Source organism: Corallincola spongiicola (genome assembly GCF_004284785.1).
Lineage (GTDB): Bacteria > Pseudomonadota > Gammaproteobacteria > Enterobacterales > Neiellaceae > Corallincola > Corallincola holothuriorum.
The window spans coordinates 130,391-149,906 of record NZ_SHLY01000002.1; the positions used below are offsets into that span (position 1 = coordinate 130,391).

14 protein-coding genes are annotated in these 19,516 nt (G+C 50.6%); 9 read left to right on the top strand and 5 right to left on the bottom strand.

Translation table 11 applies throughout. The features are described from left to right. Positions 1-9: 9 nt before the first annotated feature. Positions 10-2,640 (bottom strand): phosphoenolpyruvate carboxylase, encoded by a 2,631-nt coding sequence (gene ppc, locus EXY25_RS06255; RefSeq protein ID WP_130566139.1) that lies wholly within the window; start codon positions 2,638-2,640, stop codon positions 10-12. A 456-nt stretch (positions 2,641-3,096) separates the two neighbouring features. On the opposite strand from ppc, the gene argC reads away from it, so the two are divergent. The 6 genes from argC to malZ all read left to right on the top strand — a co-directional run bounded on the left by argC (position 3,097) and on the right by malZ (position 11,598). Next, a complete protein-coding gene (argC, locus tag EXY25_RS06260) occupies positions 3,097-4,137 on the top strand; it encodes an N-acetyl-gamma-glutamyl-phosphate reductase (protein WP_114339618.1) in 1,041 nt (346 codons plus the stop codon). After that, on the top strand, positions 4,134-4,916 hold the full coding sequence (argB, locus tag EXY25_RS06265; RefSeq protein ID WP_114339617.1) for an acetylglutamate kinase: 783 nt from the start codon (positions 4,134-4,136) through the stop codon (positions 4,914-4,916). The genes argC and argB overlap by 4 nt, the downstream gene beginning before the upstream one ends. A 130-nt stretch (positions 4,917-5,046) precedes the next feature. After that, a complete protein-coding gene (locus EXY25_RS06270) occupies positions 5,047-5,961 on the top strand; it encodes an ornithine carbamoyltransferase (protein WP_114339616.1) in 915 nt (304 codons plus the stop codon). 14 nt (positions 5,962-5,975) lie between these two features. Beyond that, positions 5,976-7,190: an argininosuccinate synthase gene (locus EXY25_RS06275; protein WP_130566140.1), complete on the top strand. Its 1,215-nt coding sequence runs from the start codon at positions 5,976-5,978 to the stop codon at positions 7,188-7,190. Position 7,191: 1 nt separating this feature from the next. Continuing rightward, entirely contained in the window at positions 7,192-9,123 is a 1,932-nt protein-coding gene (gene argH / locus EXY25_RS06280) for an argininosuccinate lyase (RefSeq protein ID WP_114339615.1), read from the top strand. Between the two features lie 582 nt (positions 9,124-9,705). Next, positions 9,706-11,598, top strand: coding sequence for a maltodextrin glucosidase (gene malZ, locus EXY25_RS06285; RefSeq protein ID WP_130566141.1), 1,893 nt, complete (start codon positions 9,706-9,708; stop codon positions 11,596-11,598). Positions 11,599-11,715: 117 nt separating this feature from the next. Here the strand turns inward: malZ and EXY25_RS06290 are convergent, their stop codons facing one another. Next, the gene (locus EXY25_RS06290; RefSeq protein WP_130566142.1) at positions 11,716-13,167 is read right to left on the bottom strand and encodes a dihydrolipoyl dehydrogenase; all 1,452 of its coding nucleotides are present in this window, start codon (positions 13,165-13,167) and stop codon (positions 11,716-11,718) included. A 100-nt stretch (positions 13,168-13,267) separates the two neighbouring features. After that, complete coding sequence (locus EXY25_RS06295) at positions 13,268-14,002, bottom strand: glutathione peroxidase (protein ID WP_114339608.1); 735 nt, start codon at positions 14,000-14,002, stop codon at positions 13,268-13,270. Between the two features lie 133 nt (positions 14,003-14,135). Here EXY25_RS06295 and oxyR point away from each other — a divergent pair, with 133 nt between their 5' ends. The 3 genes from oxyR (at position 14,136) to EXY25_RS06310 (ending at position 16,694) form a co-directional block, all read left to right on the top strand. Next, positions 14,136-15,053, top strand: coding sequence for a DNA-binding transcriptional regulator OxyR (gene oxyR, locus EXY25_RS06300; protein WP_130566143.1), 918 nt, complete (start codon positions 14,136-14,138; stop codon positions 15,051-15,053). 35 nt (positions 15,054-15,088) lie between these two features. After that, a complete protein-coding gene (locus EXY25_RS06305; RefSeq protein WP_114339606.1) occupies positions 15,089-15,382 on the top strand; it encodes a PilZ domain-containing protein in 294 nt (97 codons plus the stop codon). 67 nt (positions 15,383-15,449) lie between these two features. Then, positions 15,450-16,694, top strand: coding sequence for a diguanylate cyclase (locus tag EXY25_RS06310; RefSeq protein ID WP_114339605.1), 1,245 nt, complete (start codon positions 15,450-15,452; stop codon positions 16,692-16,694). Between the two features lie 105 nt (positions 16,695-16,799). Here EXY25_RS06310 and EXY25_RS06315 read toward each other — a convergent pair whose 3' ends face one another. Then, complete coding sequence (locus tag EXY25_RS06315) at positions 16,800-18,017, bottom strand: ammonium transporter (RefSeq protein WP_130566144.1); 1,218 nt, start codon at positions 18,015-18,017, stop codon at positions 16,800-16,802. A gap of 244 nt (positions 18,018-18,261) precedes the next feature. Continuing rightward, positions 18,262-19,449: a cyclic di-GMP phosphodiesterase gene (locus EXY25_RS06320; protein ID WP_130566145.1), complete on the bottom strand. Its 1,188-nt coding sequence runs from the start codon at positions 19,447-19,449 to the stop codon at positions 18,262-18,264. Positions 19,450-19,516: the final 67 nt, after the last annotated feature.

The window sequence follows — 19,516 nt, forward strand, 5'->3', positions numbered from 1 at the left end:
ACTTTGGGATTAACCGGTATTACGCATACCCGCAGAGATCCCGGTCATGGTCACCATCAATGCCTGATCCACAGCATTGCAAACCTCGTCTGATGCGCGAGAACGTCGCAGCAGCTCTGCTTGCAACATATGCAATGGGTCCATGTAAGGGTTACGTAGCTTAATAGACTGTTGCTGCCATGTTTCCCGTTCCATCAGATCGTTATCGTGTGTCAGCGACAATACAATGTCGATCCCTTCCTGTAGCTGAGCGCGAAGCTTGTCACCCAGTGCGTGCAGCTCTTGCGGCACCAATACCTGCTCGTAATACTTGGAAACTTCAGGTTCAGCTTTCATGAACACCATCTCAAGCATGTTGAGGCGGGTGCGGAAGAATGGCCACTGTTCGAACATCTCTTCGAGCAGAGGTTGTTGGCCATTGGCTATCACCTCTTTTAGACCCGCAGGTGAGCCTAACCAGGCCGGCAACACTAACCGGTTCTGAGCCCAAGCGAAGATCCATGGGATAGCACGCAAGCTTTCAATTCCGCCAGTGGGTTTACGCTTCGGTGGGCGTGAACCCAATGGCAGTTTGCCCAGCTCAACTTCCGGTGTTGCAGCGCGGAAGTATTCGACGAATTGAGGCTCGCCGCGCACCACTGCACGATAGGCTTCACAGGAGGTTGCAGACAGCTGATCCATTAGCTGGCGCCAGCTTTGCTCCGGTACCGGAGGTGGTAGCAGTTTACCTTCGAGCACGGCACTGCCATATAACGCCAGTGAGTGCTGAGCGACTTCTGGTAAACCAAATTTCACCCGGATCATTTCGCCCTGTTCAGTGACGCGAATACCGCCATCTAACGAACCTGGAGGTTGAGACAGGATCGCATTGTGTGCCGGGCCGCCCCCACGTCCAATAGTGCCGCCGCGGCCGTGAAACAGCATCAAAGCGACGTCAGCTTCTTTACAGACCTGTACCAGATCTTCCTGCGCACTGTACTGTGCCCATGCCGCGGCCATCATGCCGGCATCTTTAGCGGAATCAGAGTAGCCAATCATCACTTCCTGATGGCCTTTGATATAGCCGCGATACCAGTCAATCTCCAGTAAGCGCTTGATACAGTCTGCACCACCATTGAGGTCATCCAGAGTTTCAAACAGTGGCGCGACGCCCATGTTAAAGCTGACACCAGACTCTTTTAGTAACAGTTGTACAGCTAACACATCGGAAGGATCTGATGCCATCGAGATCACATAGGTGCCGAGGGCATCCGGGTGCTGTTCAGCGATCACTTCGCAGGTGTCTAATACTTCTTGCGTATCTGCGCTGGGTTGCCACTGCTTCGGAAGTAATGGCCGTTTACTGGCCAGCTCCTGCAACAGGAAGGCTTGTTTATCCTCTTCACGCCAGCTGCTGTAATCACCCAACCCTAAATAACGGGTGATCTCGCCAATCGCATCGGCATGGCGCGCAGCATCTTGACGAACATCCAGTTTTACCAGATTAATACCGAAACAGGCGACACGGCGCAGGGTATCTAATAGGGCGCCATCAGCGACTACGCCCATGCCACAGTTATGCAATGATTCGTAGCAGAGTTGCAGGGGCTCACGGATATCTTTGACATCACGGATCAGAGGGCATACCCCTACAGAGCGACCATCCAATACCGCTTCGATCCCTTCGCGGGTGGCGCGCAGGTGATCTCGCAAACGCTTAAGTACATGGCGGTAGGGTTCTTTGGCACCGTTACTGTAGTCAGCAAGGGCGTCGTCGCATTGGCTCATCGACAACTCGCCAATCAGTGGCCCTAAATCGCGAATATAGAGATCGGCCACTTTCCAGCGCGCCAGCAACAGCACTTCGCGGGTCACCTTGGCCGTAACAAACGGGTTACCGTCACGGTCGCCGCCCATCCAACTGGCAAAGCGAATGGGCGCCACGCCATCGACCGGAAGCTTTCGGCCAAAGCGACTATCCAGTTCCGCGTTGAGATCACGCAGAAAGCTCGGTACCGCTTCCCAAAGTGAGTGTTCGATAACGGCGAAGCCCCACTTGGCTTCGTCTACAGGGGTCGGGCGTTGGTCGCGGATCTCGTTGGTGTGCCACACCTGGGTGATCAACTGCTCCAGGCGGTTTTCAACCAAGCCTTTTTCCCGCTCTGTGTTCAGTGGACTTTCCAAATCCCCCAAGCAGTGCGCCGCTTGCACATACTTGTTGATCTGGGTTCGACGATTCACTTCAGTTGGATGCGCGGTTAATACCAATTCAATATTGAGCGTGGTCAGCGCATCAATGATCTCATCTGCAGACACCTCTTGTGCGTGCAAACGGTCAAACAGTTCGCCGAATGGATCTGGCTTGTCTACTTGTTGCCGCCCATCACGAGAGATGGTGTGAAACTGCTCTGCCATATTGGCTTGGGCAAGAAACTGTTGGAACGCTTTGGCAACGGGCAGCAGCTCTTCATCGCCAAGAGAGTTCAGAATATCAATAAGGGCTGCTCTGTCTTGCTCCGAACCAGACTGGGCACCTTTAGACAATTGTCGAATCGACTCAATTTTTTCGAGAAAGGCGTCACCCATGTCATGCTGGATCGCTCGACCCAGTAGGGTGCCGAGGAAGCTGACATTGCTTCTTAGCGCCGCGTATTTATCCATACTGGTAATACCTTATGTGCATGTGTGCTAGCAAAAAACCGGCAAGGCTATCGCGCAAAGCTGGATAGCTTTTTGCCACAAAACAAACTTTAGAGGTTCAAATAATAAAGGAAACTGCGTGCAATGTGCACTAGTGCATATGTTAACTCCCGATTTTAATAATTATGCAACTTAGCGAATGGTTAATAGTCGCGCGATGGTGCCTGTTTTTCGTTATATATACGTAAAGTTTACATTCCAGTTCAATGGCTGCTGCGAAAAATGAATAAACCCAATAAAAATGCAGATATCTTGCATAAGAAGTCATTTTGATTTAGCTTTGCCAACATAAGGCTCATTCTTTATCAGCCAGTATGGCAGTTCCAATGACTGGAAAGGCGAATACGATAAGCAATCGAAGAGTGAGTAAGGTTAGAACAACTATAGTTAGGGTTCCTTGCGGAGGGGCAAAAACAGATGGTGAAATGTTCCATTATCGGTGCCAGTGGTTATACCGGCGCCGAATTAGCAAATTTGGTTGAGCAGCATCCACAGATGACGCTTAAGGCTATCTATGTATCAGAGCGTAGTGCTGATGCCGACACCGAATTAGGAACTCTTCATCGACGCTATCTCGGCCAGCTAAACCTGCCTTTGACACCCTTGGCCACAGCCGATGTAGCCAAAGCCGCTGAAGGCGTGGATCTGGTTTTTCTCGCCACGGATCATAAGGTCTCAGTGGCTCTGGCGCCCGGCTTGCTGGAAACTGGCGTCACGGTCATGGATCTGTCTGGTGGTTTCCGTTTTGATACGGCCGCGCCTTATGACCAGTTTTATGGCTTTACCCATGACTCCCCCGAATGGCTTGAGCAGGCCGTTTATGGCTTAGCAGAATGGAATGCGGCTGAGATCAGTCACGCTCAATTGGTTGCTGTGCCGGGCTGTTACCCTACTGCTAGCCTGTTGGCGTTAAAACCTTTGCAGGAAGCAGGCTTACTTAAAGCAGAGACTACGCCGGTGATTAACGCTGTTAGCGGTGTATCTGGTGCTGGGCGTAAAGCCAGCATGGTGAATAGTTTCTGTGAAGTCAGCTACAACCCATACGGCGTCCTTAATCATCGGCATCAGCCTGAGATCGCTCTGCATTTGGGAAATTCAGTTATCTTTACGCCACATCTTGGCAACTTCCCTCGCGGTATCGTGGCTACTATCACCGCTCAACTGGCGGATGGGGTGACGGCAGCAGCAATTGACCAAGCCTATGACCACGCCTATGCCGGTAAGCCAGCGGTGCGTTTGTATAATCAGCTGTCGCCAGGTCATTGGCCAAGCATCGGTGGTGTGGCCAATACGCCCTATTGCGATATCGGCTGGAAAGCAGATTTGGAAAGCGGTCATATCGTGATTGGTTCGGCTATCGACAATCTACTAAAAGGCGCCGCGTCACAAGCGATCCAGTGCGCCAATATTCGTTTTGGTTTAACCAATTATCCGATAAGTAAGAAGGCTGCGCTATGAGTGCTCCGGTACTGATTAAAGTTGGCGGTGCCTTGCTGGAAAATGCTCAGGCATTGCAAGCACTGTTTGCAGCCTTGGCGGACGTTCAGCGTTTGCGGCCAGTGATGATCATTCACGGTGGCGGCTGTATCGTTGAACAGCAGTTGGCTGCCATGGGCATGGTCAGTGAAAAGAAAGATGGCCTGCGGATCACGCCACCGGAGCAGATGGCTGTGATCACCGGCGCTTTAGCGGGCACCAGCAATAAACAGTTATTAGCTTATGGCCTGAATGCGGGCATGAAAGCGGTGGGTGTTTGTATCGGCGATGCGTTCACTGTCGAAGCCAGCGTACTCGATCCTGCATTAGGGTGTGTCGGGCAGTGCAGCGAAGATGGCTCAGCGGGTGATCCGGCCTTGTTGAAGTTGTTGGTCGATAATGGCTATACACCCATTATTAGTTCTATCGCCGTATCTCGCGAAGGTCAGTTGTTGAATGTTAACGCCGATCAGGCTGCGCTGGCGTTGTGTCAATTACTGCAAGCGGAACTGGTGCTGTTATCCGATGTCGAAGGCATTCTCGATGGTGAGCGTCAGTTGATCCCAGAAATTGATCAGCAAAAAGCCGATCAACTGGTTGCTGAGGGTGTGATCACCGATGGTATGGCTGTTAAGGTGCAAGCTGCACTGCAAGCCGCACGAACGCTCGGTCGCAGTATTGCTGTGGCCAGCTGGCGTGAGCCAGAAAAATTGACCGACCTGTTGGCTGGTAAGCCGGTAGGCACTAAGGTGCTGGGCTAGGCTGCATCGCGTTAAGCAGCAAAACACAGCAAAAGAATTAATGCGTATACCATCTTGATGGCATACGAGAAAGAACGAAACAGATGTCTGCAAGAAGAGGCGAGAAGCCGCAGACATGATGGAGTGTTAGATGAAACCATTAAATCACCTGTTAACACTGAAGGATCTCGATAAAGAGCAGATCCTTCATTTGCTGGATCAAGCCGCAAAAATTAAGGCTGCTCCTCAGGATTACGCCAATGCCCTGCGTGGCAAAAGTGTGGTGATGTTATTTGAGAAGCCATCGCTGCGGACGCGGGTGAGCTTCGACATCGGTTTAAATAAAATGGGTGGCCACGCGGTCTATCTGGATCAGCAAAATGGTGAGCTAGGCGCACGGGAAACAGTAAAAGACTTCGGCGCGAATATCTCCTGCTGGGCTGATGGCATCGTCGCGCGTGTGTTTAAGCAGAGTACGTTGGAGCAGCTTGCGACGGGTGGTTCTATTCCGGTGATCAATGCACTGAGCGATCTCTATCACCCTTGTCAGGCATTGGCCGATTTTCTCGCGTTACAGGAAAAGCTTGGCGATCCGTCAAAAGTGAAACTGGCCTATGTCGGTGATGGCAATAATGTGACCCATTCACTGATGTTGTTGGCGGCGCAGATCGGCGCTGAAATGGTGGTGGTCTGTCCTCCAGGTTATAACGTGGATGGTCAGGTTGTGGTTGATTGTCAGGCGATTAATGCGCGTACTGGCGGTAAGCTGACTATCTCCAGTGAGTTGAGTGCGCTCAACGGTGTTGACGCCATTTATGCCGATACTTGGGTGTCGATGGGTGACAGCACGCCATTGGATCAGATTAAAGCCGTGTTCTCTTCATATCAGATCAATGCTGAGTTGATGGCGAATACTGGCGCGAAATTCTTTATGCATTGCCAACCGGCACATCGCGAGTACGAAGTGACCTCTGAGGTGTTGGATGGCGAACAATCATTAATATTACCGCAGGCGGAGAACCGCATGTGGGCACAAAATTCAGTAATGCTGGAATTATTAAAGTAAGGGTGATGGCAAACATGAGTAAGCAACAAGTTAAAAAAGTCGTACTGGCCTATTCCGGTGGTCTCGATACCTCAGCCATTATTCCTTGGCTGAAAGAAAACTATGATGGCTGTGAAGTGGTCGCATTCGCTGCTGATGTAGGTCAGGGTGATGAAGAGCTTGAAGGTCTGGAAGAAAAAGCACTGGCATCCGGCGCCAGTGAATGTCATATCGTTGATCTGAAAGATGAGTTCGTAGCGGACTACGTGTATCCAAGCCTGACTACGGGTGCGGTTTACGAAGGTAGCTACTTGCTGGGTACCTCGATGGCGCGTCCTATCATCGCCAAAGCGCAGGTAGAAGTGGCTTTGAAAGTAGGCGCAGACGCCTTGTGCCACGGTTGTACTGGTAAAGGTAATGACCAAGTCCGTTTTGAAAGCACCTACGCCGCATTGGCACCGCAACTGGCGGTGATCGCCCCTTGGCGTGAGTGGACTATGTCCAGTCGTGAAGAGTTGTTGAACTACTTAGCTGAGCGCGACATCCCTTGTACTGCCAGCCTGACCAAGATCTATAGCCGTGATGCGAATGCATGGCACATTTCCACCGAAGGTGGCGAGCTGGAAGATCCGTGGAACGAGCCGACAGAAAACTGTTGGGCATGGACAACGGCGCCTGAGCAAGCGCCTGATACCCCAGCGTATGTTTCCCTGACCGTTGAAAAAGGCCGCGTTGTAGCCGTTGATGGTGAAGCACTTAGCCCTTACGACACGCTGGTGAAATTGAACAAAATCGCGGCGCCCCATGGTGTGGGTCGTGTCGATATTTTGGAAAACCGTTTAGTCGGCATGAAGTCGCGTGGTTGTTATGAAACTCCTGGCGGCACCGTGATCATGGCGGCGCTGCGTGGTATCGACGAACTGATCCTGGATAAGAACTCGCGTAAGTTCCGTGACCAACTGGCGGTGGAGTTTTCTCACGTCATGTATGACGGTCGTTGGTTCACGCCACTGAACAAATCACTGCTGGCGGCGGCAGAAAGCTTCGCTGAAGATGCTAACGGTGAAGTCGTCGTTAAGCTGTACAAGGGCACAGCCACTGCAGTGAAGAAGAAGTCACCAAACTCACTCTACTCAGAAGAGTTTGCGACCTTTGGGGAAGATGACGTTTACGACCAAAGCCATGCAGAAGGCTTTATCCGTCTGTTCTCGCTTTCCAGCCGCATTAAAGCGCTGAAGCAGGAGAAATAAGATGGCGTTGTGGGGTGGACGTTTTTCCCAGGCGGCAGACAGCCGGTTTAAAGAGTTCAACGACTCGTTGAAGTTTGATTACCAGCTGGCCGAGCAGGATATCATGGGCTCGATCGCTTGGGCGGGTGCGCTGAATAGCGTCGGCGTGCTCAGTGATGAAGAGGTGAAAGCGCTGGAAACGGCGCTGTTGCAACTACGCGCTGAAGTTCAGGCCGATCCTAAGCAGATCCTGCAGAGCGATGCCGAAGATATCCATAGCTGGGTTGAAGGCAAGCTGATCGATAAGGTCGGTGACTTGGGTAAGAAGCTCCACACTGGTCGTAGCCGTAACGATCAGGTCGCTACCGACCTGAAGTTATGGTGTAAAGACTACGGCGATCTGGTACTTGAAGCGCTGGTTCGCCTGCAGCAAGCCTTAGTGGACCTGGCTAATCGCGAATCTGAAACCGTGTTACCGGGATATACCCACCTGCAACGCGCGCAGCCGATCACTTTTGGTCACTGGTGTCTGGCTTATGTCGAGATGTTCCATCGTGATATCGACCGTCTGAAAGACGCCATGCAGCGGCTTGATACCTGCCCACTGGGCTCAGGTGCTCTGGCGGGCACGGCGTATCCTATCGACCGTGAAAAGCTGGCTCACAGCCTTGGTTTTACTCGTCCAACATACAACAGCCTGGACGCGGTATCTGATCGCGACCATGTAATGGAATTGATGTCGAGCGCCAGCATCAGCATGCTGCACCTGTCACGGATGTCAGAAGATCTGATCTTCTACAACACGGGTGAAGCCAACTTCATCGAACTGAGTGATAACGTGACATCGGGATCGTCCCTGATGCCACAGAAGAAAAACCCCGATGCGCTGGAGTTGATCCGCGGCAAAACCGGCCGAGTGTATGGCTCGCTGGCTGCCATGATGATGACAGTGAAAGCGCTACCTCTGGCATATAACAAAGATATGCAAGAGGACAAAGAGGGGCTGTTTGATGCCATCGATAGCTGGGTGATGTGCCTGGATATGGCGGCATTGTGTCTCGAAGGGTTAAAAGTTAACCGTGATCGGACCATGGAAGCGGCCCAGCAAGGGTATGCTAATGCTACAGAGCTGGCTGATTATCTGGTTGCCCGTGATGTGCCGTTCCGCGAAGCCCACCACATTGTTGGTGAGGTGGTGGTTGCGGCAATCGCTAAGAAGCAACCTCTGGAAGATTTTGCCCTGTCAGAGCTAAAAGCTTTCTCTGACAAGATTGAAGAAGATGTTTATCAGCATCTGACCATTGATGCCTGTTTGGCTAAGCGTGAAGTGTTGGGTGGTACCGCACGGATCAGCGTGTCAGAAGCATTAGGCAAGGCACAGCAGGCCAAGGCGCCAGTGGATGTGCAGCAGGGACAGGCGCTGGGTGGCACGACCTACCAGCAGGTAAAACACGCTTTAGCGCAAGCGCAGACGCGCTTGAATGCACAGAAAGCCGAAGTGCTGAAAGTGCGTAGTGCCAAGTTAAGTGATCTCGATGCCATCGATGAGATCGTCAGTCACTGGGCTGAAGTGGGCGAAACATTGCCTCGGAGTCGCGATGACCTGGTGCGCAGCATTCTCGATTTTGCTGTTGCTGAACAGGAAAATCAGGTTATCGGTTGTGCATCTTTGTACATCTACGGCACGGGGTTAGCAGAAATCCGCTCGTTAGGAGTGGAGCGTACGCAGCATGGTCAAGGCCAGGGGAAAGCACTGGTGCAGTACATGCTTCAACGCGGAAAGGAATTAGAGCTCAAACGTTTAGTCGTGTTGACTCGGGTCCCCATGTTCTTTGAGAAACTGGGCTTCACATACACCAGCAAAGACCAATTGCCGGAAAAAGTGATGAAAGATTGCGATATCTGTCCGAAGAAACACGCTTGCGATGAAGTTGCAATGGAATACGTACTGTAACCGTCTCTCTGGAGATAGGGTGAGAGAGTTAGTCCTCTTATTACCACCCTTGTTTGCCCCCAACACCTCGGTGATTGGGGGCTTTTTTTTACGTACAGGATGTACGGTATGCCACGGATACATGGATGTATAGGAGTGGTAAGTTACAGGATGTACGGTCGAAAAATGCTCCCTGCGTTTTCGACATTCCCGCCATCCATGGCGGTCGTATGCCCAAAGCGCTGCGCGGGGTGAGCTTTGTCGCGGGTGCATGGCACCCAATACACTTCGTGGGGTGTGCTAATGCACAAGAGCGACGATACCCACTGTGCTTCGCTGGGCAGGCTGTGTTCAGGAAGTACGGTCGAAAAATGCTCCCTGCGTTTTCGACATTCCCGCCATCCATGGCGGTTGTATGCCAGCGAGCGGCATCCTGAAGTGAAGCAGCTTTGATAGGCGGTAATACATCTGCTTTATTTGCTCTGCTGCATTGCTAAAACATACCTGAGTGCGAAGTTATTACTCGTTTTGTCGTGACCGTCGCTGTTACTTTTTAACGGTTAGATCTAGTCTCTGAGGAGGTATTTTTCATGGAGTGATCTTATGTCGCCTATTACCGCCTCGCCTATTGCTGACTTGTCTTCTGCTGCCGCTTCCGGCCAGCGTTTATTACATTGGCAGATCGCCCCTTATCTGGTTCAGTCAAATCACTCTTACCTGGTCACTCTGTTATTGCATTCAAGTCTCAATGCAAAGCAGGTGTTTCTGCGCGCGGAGCCGGATAACGAAGAGTATCTGCTGCCGATGACTCTTACCTCTGCAGGTGCTGGCGATTGGCTCAGCTATCAAGCTGAATTGCCATTAAATCCAGCGGAACCTACCACCGTGTATTGCTTCAAGGTGGTGACGGAGGATAACCAGTTGTGGCTGGATGCTGCCGGTGAATCGCCACATATGCCGATGCGAGAGCAGAGCTTTAAGATCGTGGTGGGTATTGCGCCGCCTGCGTGGGTGCCACAACAGGTGTTTTATCAGGTCTTTGTTGAGCGGTTTAATAATGGTGATCCCACCTGCGATATGGCGAAAGGTGCGTATCAAGTGCGTCATCAGGGACCGGTTAAAGCCAAGCCCTGGGGAGAACCAATAGATGGGGATAATCCAAATACAGAGTTTTACGGGGGGGATCTGGTCGGTGTTAAAAATAAACTGGATTATCTGCAGTCGCTTGGCGTCACCGCGCTTTATCTTAATCCGGTGTTTACTTCGCCCAGTGTGCATAAGTACGACATAGAAGATTATGAAAATGTCGACCTGAACTTTGGCGGCAATCAAGCCCTCGCTGCGCTGACCGATGATATGCATCAGCGTGGTATGAAGATCTTACTGGATGCAGTATTTAATCATTGCTCGGATACCCATCCCTGGTTTAACCGCTGGGGAACGCAAGACTCCATCGGCGCATACCAAGGTAAGCATTCGCCCTATTACGACTACTTCACCTTTATGGATCCTAATAATCCTGACAGTGAATTTTGTTGGCAGGGAAGTAAGGTGATCCCTGTTTTAAATCTGGGCCACCCTGAGCTAAAGGCTTATTTCTTTGACGCGCCAGGTGCGATCACCCGTCGCTGGATGCAGCCCCCTTATAATGTCGATGGTTGGCGAGTGGATGTGATCCATATGATGGGAGAAGGCCCCCACGCCGATAACAATGCCAAAGTGCTTGGACAGATGCGCCAAGCAATTAAGGAGACCAACCCTGAGGGATACTTCCTCGGTGAACATTTCTTTGAAAATACCCGCTGGACCCAAGGAGAGCTCGAAGATGGAGCGATGAACTACTACGGCTTTGCATTGCCACTGCGGGCGTTTCTGGCAAAGCAGGATGTGAATTATCACCCCCATCAGCTCAGCGCTGAGCAGTTCGATGCTTGGTTGCGTCAAACCCGTTCCCGTACCCCTTATGCCACTCAGCTTTGCCAACTTAATTTGCTGGACACCCACGACACGGCACGCTTTTTTACCCTGTTGAATGAAGATGAAGGGCTGATGAAGCTGGCCGCGGTGTTACTGATGACTTACCCCGGTGTGCCGTGTATCTATTACGGCGATGAAACGGGCATGGTTGGGGGCAATGATCCCTACAACCGTGCTTGTTTTGATTGGGATGAAGCGCACTGGAATCACTCTCTGTGGCAGCATTATCAGCAGATGATCGCATTGCGCCAGCAAACACCCGCACTGCAGGCGGGCGCCTATCACACGCTATATGCTGAAGGGGATGGATTTGTGTTTGCTCGATTTGATGCTGAGCAGTGCTGCGTTATCGCGATTAACCGCAGCGTCGACAGGCCGTTAACCATGGCGCTTACGGCAGATTTTATGGCGGCATTGAGCAAAGCGGGTCAGTGGTCACTGCTGGTTGGGGAAGGTATTAACAAGGATGGCGTTATCACTCTGCCAGCAACAGGATTTGCTGTGTGGGACTTAAGCTAGGCGGCAGTGCGCTCTCATTTAACCGTGGAGAGATATCAATTAAACAGGTAAGGCGCCATGGGGCGCCTTATTTTTACTTGCAGCACAAAATCACATATGGGTTATTGTGAGCCGTCACTATGCGCCTGGACCACACTCCATGCACTGTTCGAACATTGCCGGACCCAAATGCAGTTTGGCGTTAAGGTCACGTAATGCGGTGCGCAAGCCCTCTTCGATCACCGGATGATAGAACGGCATATCCAACATCTGGGCAATGGTCATCTTTTGTTGATGGGCCCAAGCCAGCAGGTGGGCGATGTGCTCCGCACTGGGGCCGATCATTTCAGCGCCTAAAAAGCGTCCGGTGCCCTGCTCACCGTATACGTGCAACATCCCTTTGTTTTTCAGCATCACTCGGCTACGGCCCTGATTTTCAAAGCTCACCTCGCCGGTAGCGAAACAGCCACAGCTACCATACTGTTTTTCCAGCTCACGATGGCTTTGACCGACCATAGCGATTTGTGGGTCAGAAAATACGGCAGCGATGGCGCTGCGGCGCAGACCGGCACGAATATCGGGAAAGCGTCCGGCATTGTCTCCGGCGATACGCCCTTGATCAGCCGCTTCGTGCAATAGCGGGATTTGATTACTGGCATCACCCGCAATAAACAGATTCGGCACTGAGGTTTGCAGTGTGTAGTGATCTGCCGTGGGTACACCCCGTTCATCCAGCTCGATATTGATGTTTTCCAGTCCCAGCTTATCAACGTTAGGACGGCGACCCGTGGCGGCTATCACGTAGTCAACATGGGTTTCGATATATTCGCCCTGCTTATCGTTATAGGCGAGGAACACACGGTTGCCATCACGCTTGATGGTTTCAACTTTGGCATCCGCATCAAGATAGAACTCTTCGGCAAAGGTGTTGCGGGCGTATTCGGCGACATCGGGATCGCTCAGCGGACCGACTTGGTTACCGACACCAAACATCAACACACGTACACCAAGCCGGTGCAGTGCTTGCCCTAGCTCCAGGCCAATAACGCCGGGTCCAAATACGGCCACAGATTCTGGCAGGTCGTCCCATTCGAAGACATCATCGTTAATTAGTAAACGGTCACCCAGTTCTGCCCATGGTGCGGGATAAGTGGGGCGAGAGCCGGTGGCGATAACAATGCGCTTGGCTGTGATCTGGGTGTGATCATCGATCTGCAGCGTTGTGGCATCGATAAACTTGGCGTAACCACGGATCTTGTCTTCAGCCGGAATACCATCGACCGCTTCAACTACGAAGCCGGCAAAGCGGTCACGCTCGCTTTTTACCCGCTGCATCACCTGCTTGCCATGAATGATTGGCTTGGCGGGCACTTCAATACCAAACTTGTCGGCCTTGCCGATATCGTGGGCGGCTTCGGCGGCGGCAATCAGTAGTTTCGATGGCATACAACCGACGCGTGCGCATGTCGTACCGTAAGGGCCACCTTCGATCATGACGACGCTGGCGTTGTGTTCTTTTGCTGCGCGGTAAGCGCCAAGGCCAGCGGTGCCTGCGCCGATCACAGCGACATCTACGTTCAGTTGTTGCATATCGAACCTCTTATACTGTCACGATCGATGGCTTAGCCATCCATCGCGTTAAAAATATGGGGCGGCGGTGTGACCCGCCGCTGACATGGCGATGACTTAATTAGCCGGCCAAATGGGCGTCTAACTCTTCGCTACCGCCGATGTGCTTACCGTCGATGAAGACTTGCGGCACAGTGCTGCGGCCAGAAATGGCTTTGAGGCTGACGCTAGTGGCGTCGGTGCCCAGAATCACTTCTTCGTAACGCAAGCCTTTGTCGAGCAGGGCTTGCTTAGCGCGGGCACAGAACGGGCATCCTGGCTTAGTGATGATGCTGATTGACGACGGTGCTTTTGCCTGCGGATTGATATATTCCAGCATGGTGTCAGCGTCAGATACTTCAAACGGGTCGCCTGGCTTTTCTGGCTCGATGAACATTTTTGCAATCACGCCATCTTTCACCAACATGCTGTAGCGCCATGAACGCTTGCCAAAGCCGAGGTCATCTTTATCAACCAGCAGACCCATACCTTCACTGAACTCGCCATTGCCGTCTGGAATAACGGTGATGTTTTCTGCTTCTTGGTCGGCTAACCATGCATTCATTACAAAGGTGTCGTTAACACTTAAACAAACGATCTCATCGACGCCGTTTTCAAACAACACGGGCGCCAACTCGTTGTAGCGTGGCAGGTGTGTGCTTGAACACGTTGGCGTAAATGCACCCGGTAAGGCGAATACAGCGACGGTTTTACCTGCGAACAACTCGTTTGTGCTGATATCAACCCACTGATCGTCTTTGCGAGTGTGGAAAGTAACGTTAGGGACGCGTTGTCCTTCTTTGTTTTCAAAAGCCATGTCGTGCTCCAGTTGATTATCTGTGGGGCGTTTTGCCCGGGTCATTGCTTGCTTCGGGAGTAACTATAGGTGGGATTGTTATATTGGTGAAATCGTTTATATTTATTTTAGTGATAGGTTTTGGCTATTAAAGATGAACATTAGAGATTTTCAGTACTTAATCGCATTACATGATACTGGCCACTTCGGCCGCGCTGCCGCGAGTTGCTATGTCAGTCAGCCCACGCTCAGTGGCCAGCTAAGTAAGTTGGAAGATGAGTTGGGTCTGCAGCTGGTGGAACGCAGTCGTCGCAGCATGATGTTTACGCCGGCTGGAGAGGCCATCGTGGCTCAAGCAAGGCAGGTATTGTTAGCTGTGGACGAAGTTAAACATGAGGCCGAACGTTGGCGTGATCCTATGGCGACCACATTGCGACTGGGACTGATACCGACGGTGGCGCCTTATCTTTTGCCTCATCTGCTACCTGCGGTGCAAAGAGAGTTTCCAGCGCTAAGAGTCGAATTGCATGAGTTGCAAACCGAGGTGTTATTAGAGCAACTGGGACAAGGCAAATTGGATGCGCTTATTTTGGCTAAATTGCCGGGGATGGAGAAATATGATGACCGGCTGCTTTATCAGGAGCCAATGCTGCTCGCCGCCGCATCTGATCACCCTCTGTTGCAGCAACCCTCCTTGCAGCTGGCGCAATTGCAGGGCGAATCTGTGCTGATGCTGGAAGATGGCCACTGTTTGCGGGATCAAGCGCTCGGTGTCTGTTTTGCTGCTGGCGCGGAAGAGGATCCCAGTTTTCGCGCGACTAGCTTGGAAACCTTACGTCATATGGTGGCTTTGGGGAGGGGGATCACATTAATGCCGTTATTGGCCTGTTCAGAAACAGGTAAATCCCACGGCCTTTGCTACGCTAATTTTAGCGCACCGCAACCAACACGGGACATCGTGATGCTGTGGCGAAAAGGCTCTGGTATTAGCAGAACCTGTACGCCGCTCTCAGATCTGTGCTCGGAAGTGGTGAAAGAGGCAATGCGAGGTTATATTCACAGCGCTGGATAAGCCAATAAGTTAGGCAACCAAACAGGGAGGATGCGATGATCTCGCATGATGATCGTAGAAATTTCTACCGCATGATGGTGAATGCTGAAGTCACATTAACGCAAGTGACGACGGACTCTCGTTATGAGGGAACCTGTATCAACCTCAGTGCAACTGGGATGGCAGTGTCGGTAGATGAAATGATTGATGCAGATATGGAACTGGAAGCACGGCTTGAAGCCGCTGACCAAATGGTTCCTGCACTCAATGCTAAGACCAAAGTGATTCGGTGTACGCCCCAAGGGGACGGGAGCTACATGCTAGGGCTTGAGATCCTCGATGTAGTTTAGCCAGGTACAGGCACCACATACTGATTCTGTTTTAAGTATTCTCACTTATCTGGAGAAGATAACGGATATGGAGCGGATCCTGGTTGTAGAAGACAGCCCTATGGTGCTGAAGATTATTCGTCATTTGATCTTACAGGGGCTGGATGTTGATGTTGTAACCCAAACCGATTTAGCAAGTTGTCGTGAACAGCTTGATAGCGATGGTGAGTTTTTTGCCGCTGTTGTCGATCTGAATCTTCCTGACGCGCCCAATGGTGAAGTGGTTGAACTCGTGCTTGATCGTCAAATACCTACCGTGGTGTTAACCGGTAGTTATGATGATGAGCGGCGAGAGCGCCTGCTGAGTATGGGAGTAGTGGATTACGTCGTTAAAGAGAGTCGTCATAGTTACGACTATGTCGTAAAGCTGCTGCGTCGCTTGCAAAAAAATCGTCATATTAAAGTACTGGTCGCTGATGATTCCGGCACTACCCGCCGTTTCATTAAAGGCTTGCTACAGCAGCATTTATACCAAGTGTTAGAAGCGAAAGATGGTAAGGAAGCCCTTAAAGTCTTAGCTCAACATCCCGATGTCAGTATCCTGATCACCGACTATGCGATGCCTGAAATGGATGGGTTCGAATTGGTCAAGCAGGTGCGCACCGAAAAAGATAAGCACGAACTGGTGATTATCGGCCTGTCATCCACTGAAAGTGGTGCGTTGTCCGCCAAGTTTATTAAAAATGGCGCCAATGACTTCTTGCGTAAGCCTTTCTTTCATGAAGAGTTTCACTGCCGTTTAATGCATAACCTGGAAGAGATGGAGTTGATCCAGGCGATCCAGGACGCAGCCAATAGGGATTATCTAACTCAGCTCTATAACCGCCGCTACTTTTTCACCACAGGTGGGAAGCACCATGAGCAAGCGGTTGCCAAAGGTCAGCAATTGGCGTTGGCGATGCTGGATATTGATCACTTCAAGCAACTGAATGATAACTACGGCCATGAAGCTGGCGATGAGGTGTTACGACAACTGGCATCTAAGATGACGCAGGCCTTTCCTCGTTTTATTTGCGCGCGTATGGGCGGTGAAGAGTTTTGTATCATGATGCCCGGCCTAAATAACGATCAAGCCAATCAGCTTTTAGAAGGCTTTCGTTTGATGGTGGCGCAGCAACCCTTTATGTATGGTGATACAGAGCTTCAGGTGACCTTTAGCGCGGGAGTTACCAACCAGCTATCTAGTTGTTTGGATAATATGTACCAAGGGGTGGATGAGTATCTTTATCGGGCCAAAGAAGCGGGTCGCAACTTCGTGATTACTGACGACTAACGAAAAGCTTCACTCTATCCATCATCTCATTAGGTTGATTGATTAGATTGTAAGCACAAAAAAGGGCATTCCGCGGAATGCCCTTTTTCATGTTAAGTGCAGAGGTTAAGGCACTTCGGAGTTGATTGCTTTAATCTTGTGAATCGCTAAATCAGCGCCTTGGAATTCATCCTCTTGGCTCAGACGAATACCTATGATGGTTTTAACTAGCCCGTAGATAACGAAGCCGCCAACCAGCGCAATAACTAGACCCGTAATAGAGCCGATCAGTTGGCTCATAAAGGTTACACCGCCAAGGCCGCCAAGCGCTTCCAGACCGAAGATGCCCGCAGCGATACCGCCCCAAACGCCGCATAAACCGTGCAAAGGCCAAACACCCAATACGTCATCGATATCCGGGCGGCGATTCTGCAGGTAGGTAAAGACGACGATGAATAAGCCGCCAGCAACAGATCCAACGATCAGTGCACCAATAGGATGCATCAAGTCCGAGCCTGCACAAACAGCCACAAGGCCGGCTAAAGGACCATTATGGATAAAGCCTGGGTCGTTTTTACCCATCAGCATGGCAACGACAATACCGCCAACCATGGCCATCAGCGAGTTCAATGCCACGAGGCCTGATATACCTGTCAGTTGCTGAGCAGACATGACATTAAAACCAAACCATCCTACGGTCAGAACCCATGCACCTAGCGCTAGCATAGGGATATTGGAGGGAGCGAAACCAACGACGGTGCCACCTTTAACACGCCCTTGACGAGTACCGAGCAACATGATGGCAGCAAGTGCGATCCAACCGCCGACACCATGAACCACAACGGAGCCTGCGAAATCGTGGAATTGGGCGCCAAAACTCTCTTCCAACCAAGTCTGGAAGCCATAATTACCATTCCAGATCATACCTTCAAAGGTGGGATAGAGCAGAGAAACACACAGCAGAGAAGCTAATAGCATGGGGTAGAAGCGCGCACGCTCGGCAACGCCACCACTGACAATGGCTGGGATGGCAGCAGCGAAAGTCAGCAGGAAGAAAAATTTGACCAGCTGATAACCGTTGTCTGCAGCTAAAGTGTCTGCACTGGCGAAAAAGTGCTCGCCATAAGCCAGCCAATAACCAACAAAAAAGTAACCTAATGTCGAAACGCCGAAGTCAGTGATGATTTTCACTAAGGCGTTGACCTGGTTTTTTTCGCGTACGGTACCCACTTCCAAAAAGGCAAAGCCGGCGTGCATGGCCAATACCATGATGGCACCGCCCAGTACAAATAGAGTGTCGGCACTTTGAAGCAGTGTTTCCACCGCGCTATTGATGTCTTCCACAATTCCTCCAGTTTAAATCGAGCGCATTTAATTGGTGCAAAATGCGCCAATTAAGTGCAAAAATTTCACGCCTTGTTGAGCAAGGAGTGAAAATTAGCTTCGCTTTAATAAATTTAATTATTTTTATCAATCACTTATGTTTGTGATTGTTGGGCTGCTATGGTTTGCACCTGAACAGTTCAATAACTAAAGCAGGATGTGTGCCATAACAAAAAGGAGGTATGGGAAACGCGAAGGTTGGCGATTAGAAATACTTTTGGATGTCTAATTTATGGGTCTCAGGCTTTTCGCAGGAGGCGATCTTTTCATTGCATTTAGGGTCTGCAAGATCGATAAATTCTACGTCAATATGATGCTGATACTTGACACTGTAAAACACTTTTACTTGCGGTTTAGTGAGCTCTTTTTCATTAGTTTTGGTGACAATGCCTAATTTTTCACTTTCCAGTTTCACCAGAGTGCCAACCGGATAGATACTCATGCAGCGAATAAACTCTAATACCAAGTCGGCATCTAATTGATCCGGACATAAGCCTTTTAAGATCCCTAATGCTGCGTTCGGCACCATGCCACGCTTATAACAACGGTCCGCCGTTAGTGCGTCATATATGTCGACGATAGACACCATGCGACCATACTTTGAAATTTTATTGGCCGTTAATTTATATGGGTAACCGCCGCCGTTGAGTTTCTCATGGTGTTGAATAATGACTTCCATGGTTAAACGTGGAACTTCAACGCCGCTTTCAATGACCACATCCCGACTATATACCACGTGATTTTTCATTAACTGAAACTCTTCGGCAGTTAATTTACCCGGCTTATGTAGCACCTCTTCGGCGATTTTAATTTTGCCTAAATCATGGAGCAGTGCACCTAAGCAGATTTGATCGGTTATTTTTCGATCTAATTTTAGATGCTTAGCAAACACGGCCATCAGAATAGATACATTGATGGAATGTTCGAGTAGATAAGAATCTTTTTCGCGGATGCGGGTTAAGCAGAGCAATGCATCTTGATTGCGGAACACAGAATCGATGAATGATCCTGTTAGTTCTGCCATCGGCTTAATTTCAAGGGTCTTACCGGCTGCGATATCATCCAGTGCTTTTTGTTGTAGGCCTCTGGCTTCGGTATAGAGTTTCTCTGCTTTTACCATTTCGTCAGCGAAACTGGCACTGCCATGTTGTTCCGCTTTATCTGGTGTTGTTTTGGCTTGTTTTGCAGGAACTGGGGATTGAGGGAGATCGTCGCCTCGATCGGTATCGATAACGACTTCAACCACGCCTTTTTTACGCATCAAATCAACAACACTTTGGCTAGGCACCTTGCCCGCTTTTTTTATGTTGTGATGCTTACCGCCAGCTTGTTTGGCAATACCGTCTACATACATACCAGCTTTGAGCTGATCGATTGAAATTGTCTTCAGCATTTAAACTGCGCAGTAATAACAAGGCTTAATCATGGCTGCAGTCTAACCTATGAAACGGGAGCGTGAT

Bases quoted from the DNA above. Each gene is read 5' to 3' on its own strand.
- ppc (WP_130566139.1), bottom strand. From the start codon at position 2,640: ATGGATAAATACGCGGCGCTAAGAAGCAATGTCAGCTTCCTCGGCACC.
- argC (WP_114339618.1), top strand. From the start codon at position 3,097: ATGGTGAAATGTTCCATTATCGGTGCCAGTGGTTATACCGGCGCCGAA.
- argB (WP_114339617.1), top strand. From the start codon at position 4,134: ATGAGTGCTCCGGTACTGATTAAAGTTGGCGGTGCCTTGCTGGAAAAT.
- EXY25_RS06270 (WP_114339616.1), top strand. From the start codon at position 5,047: ATGAAACCATTAAATCACCTGTTAACACTGAAGGATCTCGATAAAGAG.
- EXY25_RS06275 (WP_130566140.1), top strand. From the start codon at position 5,976: ATGAGTAAGCAACAAGTTAAAAAAGTCGTACTGGCCTATTCCGGTGGT.
- argH (WP_114339615.1), top strand. From the start codon at position 7,192: ATGGCGTTGTGGGGTGGACGTTTTTCCCAGGCGGCAGACAGCCGGTTT.
- malZ (WP_130566141.1), top strand. From the start codon at position 9,706: ATGTCGCCTATTACCGCCTCGCCTATTGCTGACTTGTCTTCTGCTGCC.
- EXY25_RS06290 (WP_130566142.1), bottom strand. From the start codon at position 13,167: ATGCAACAACTGAACGTAGATGTCGCTGTGATCGGCGCAGGCACCGCT.
- EXY25_RS06295 (WP_114339608.1), bottom strand. From the start codon at position 14,002: ATGGCTTTTGAAAACAAAGAAGGACAACGCGTCCCTAACGTTACTTTC.
- oxyR (WP_130566143.1), top strand. From the start codon at position 14,136: ATGAACATTAGAGATTTTCAGTACTTAATCGCATTACATGATACTGGC.
- EXY25_RS06305 (WP_114339606.1), top strand. From the start codon at position 15,089: ATGATCTCGCATGATGATCGTAGAAATTTCTACCGCATGATGGTGAAT.
- EXY25_RS06310 (WP_114339605.1), top strand. From the start codon at position 15,450: ATGGAGCGGATCCTGGTTGTAGAAGACAGCCCTATGGTGCTGAAGATT.
- EXY25_RS06320 (WP_130566145.1), bottom strand. From the start codon at position 19,449: ATGCTGAAGACAATTTCAATCGATCAGCTCAAAGCTGGTATGTATGTA.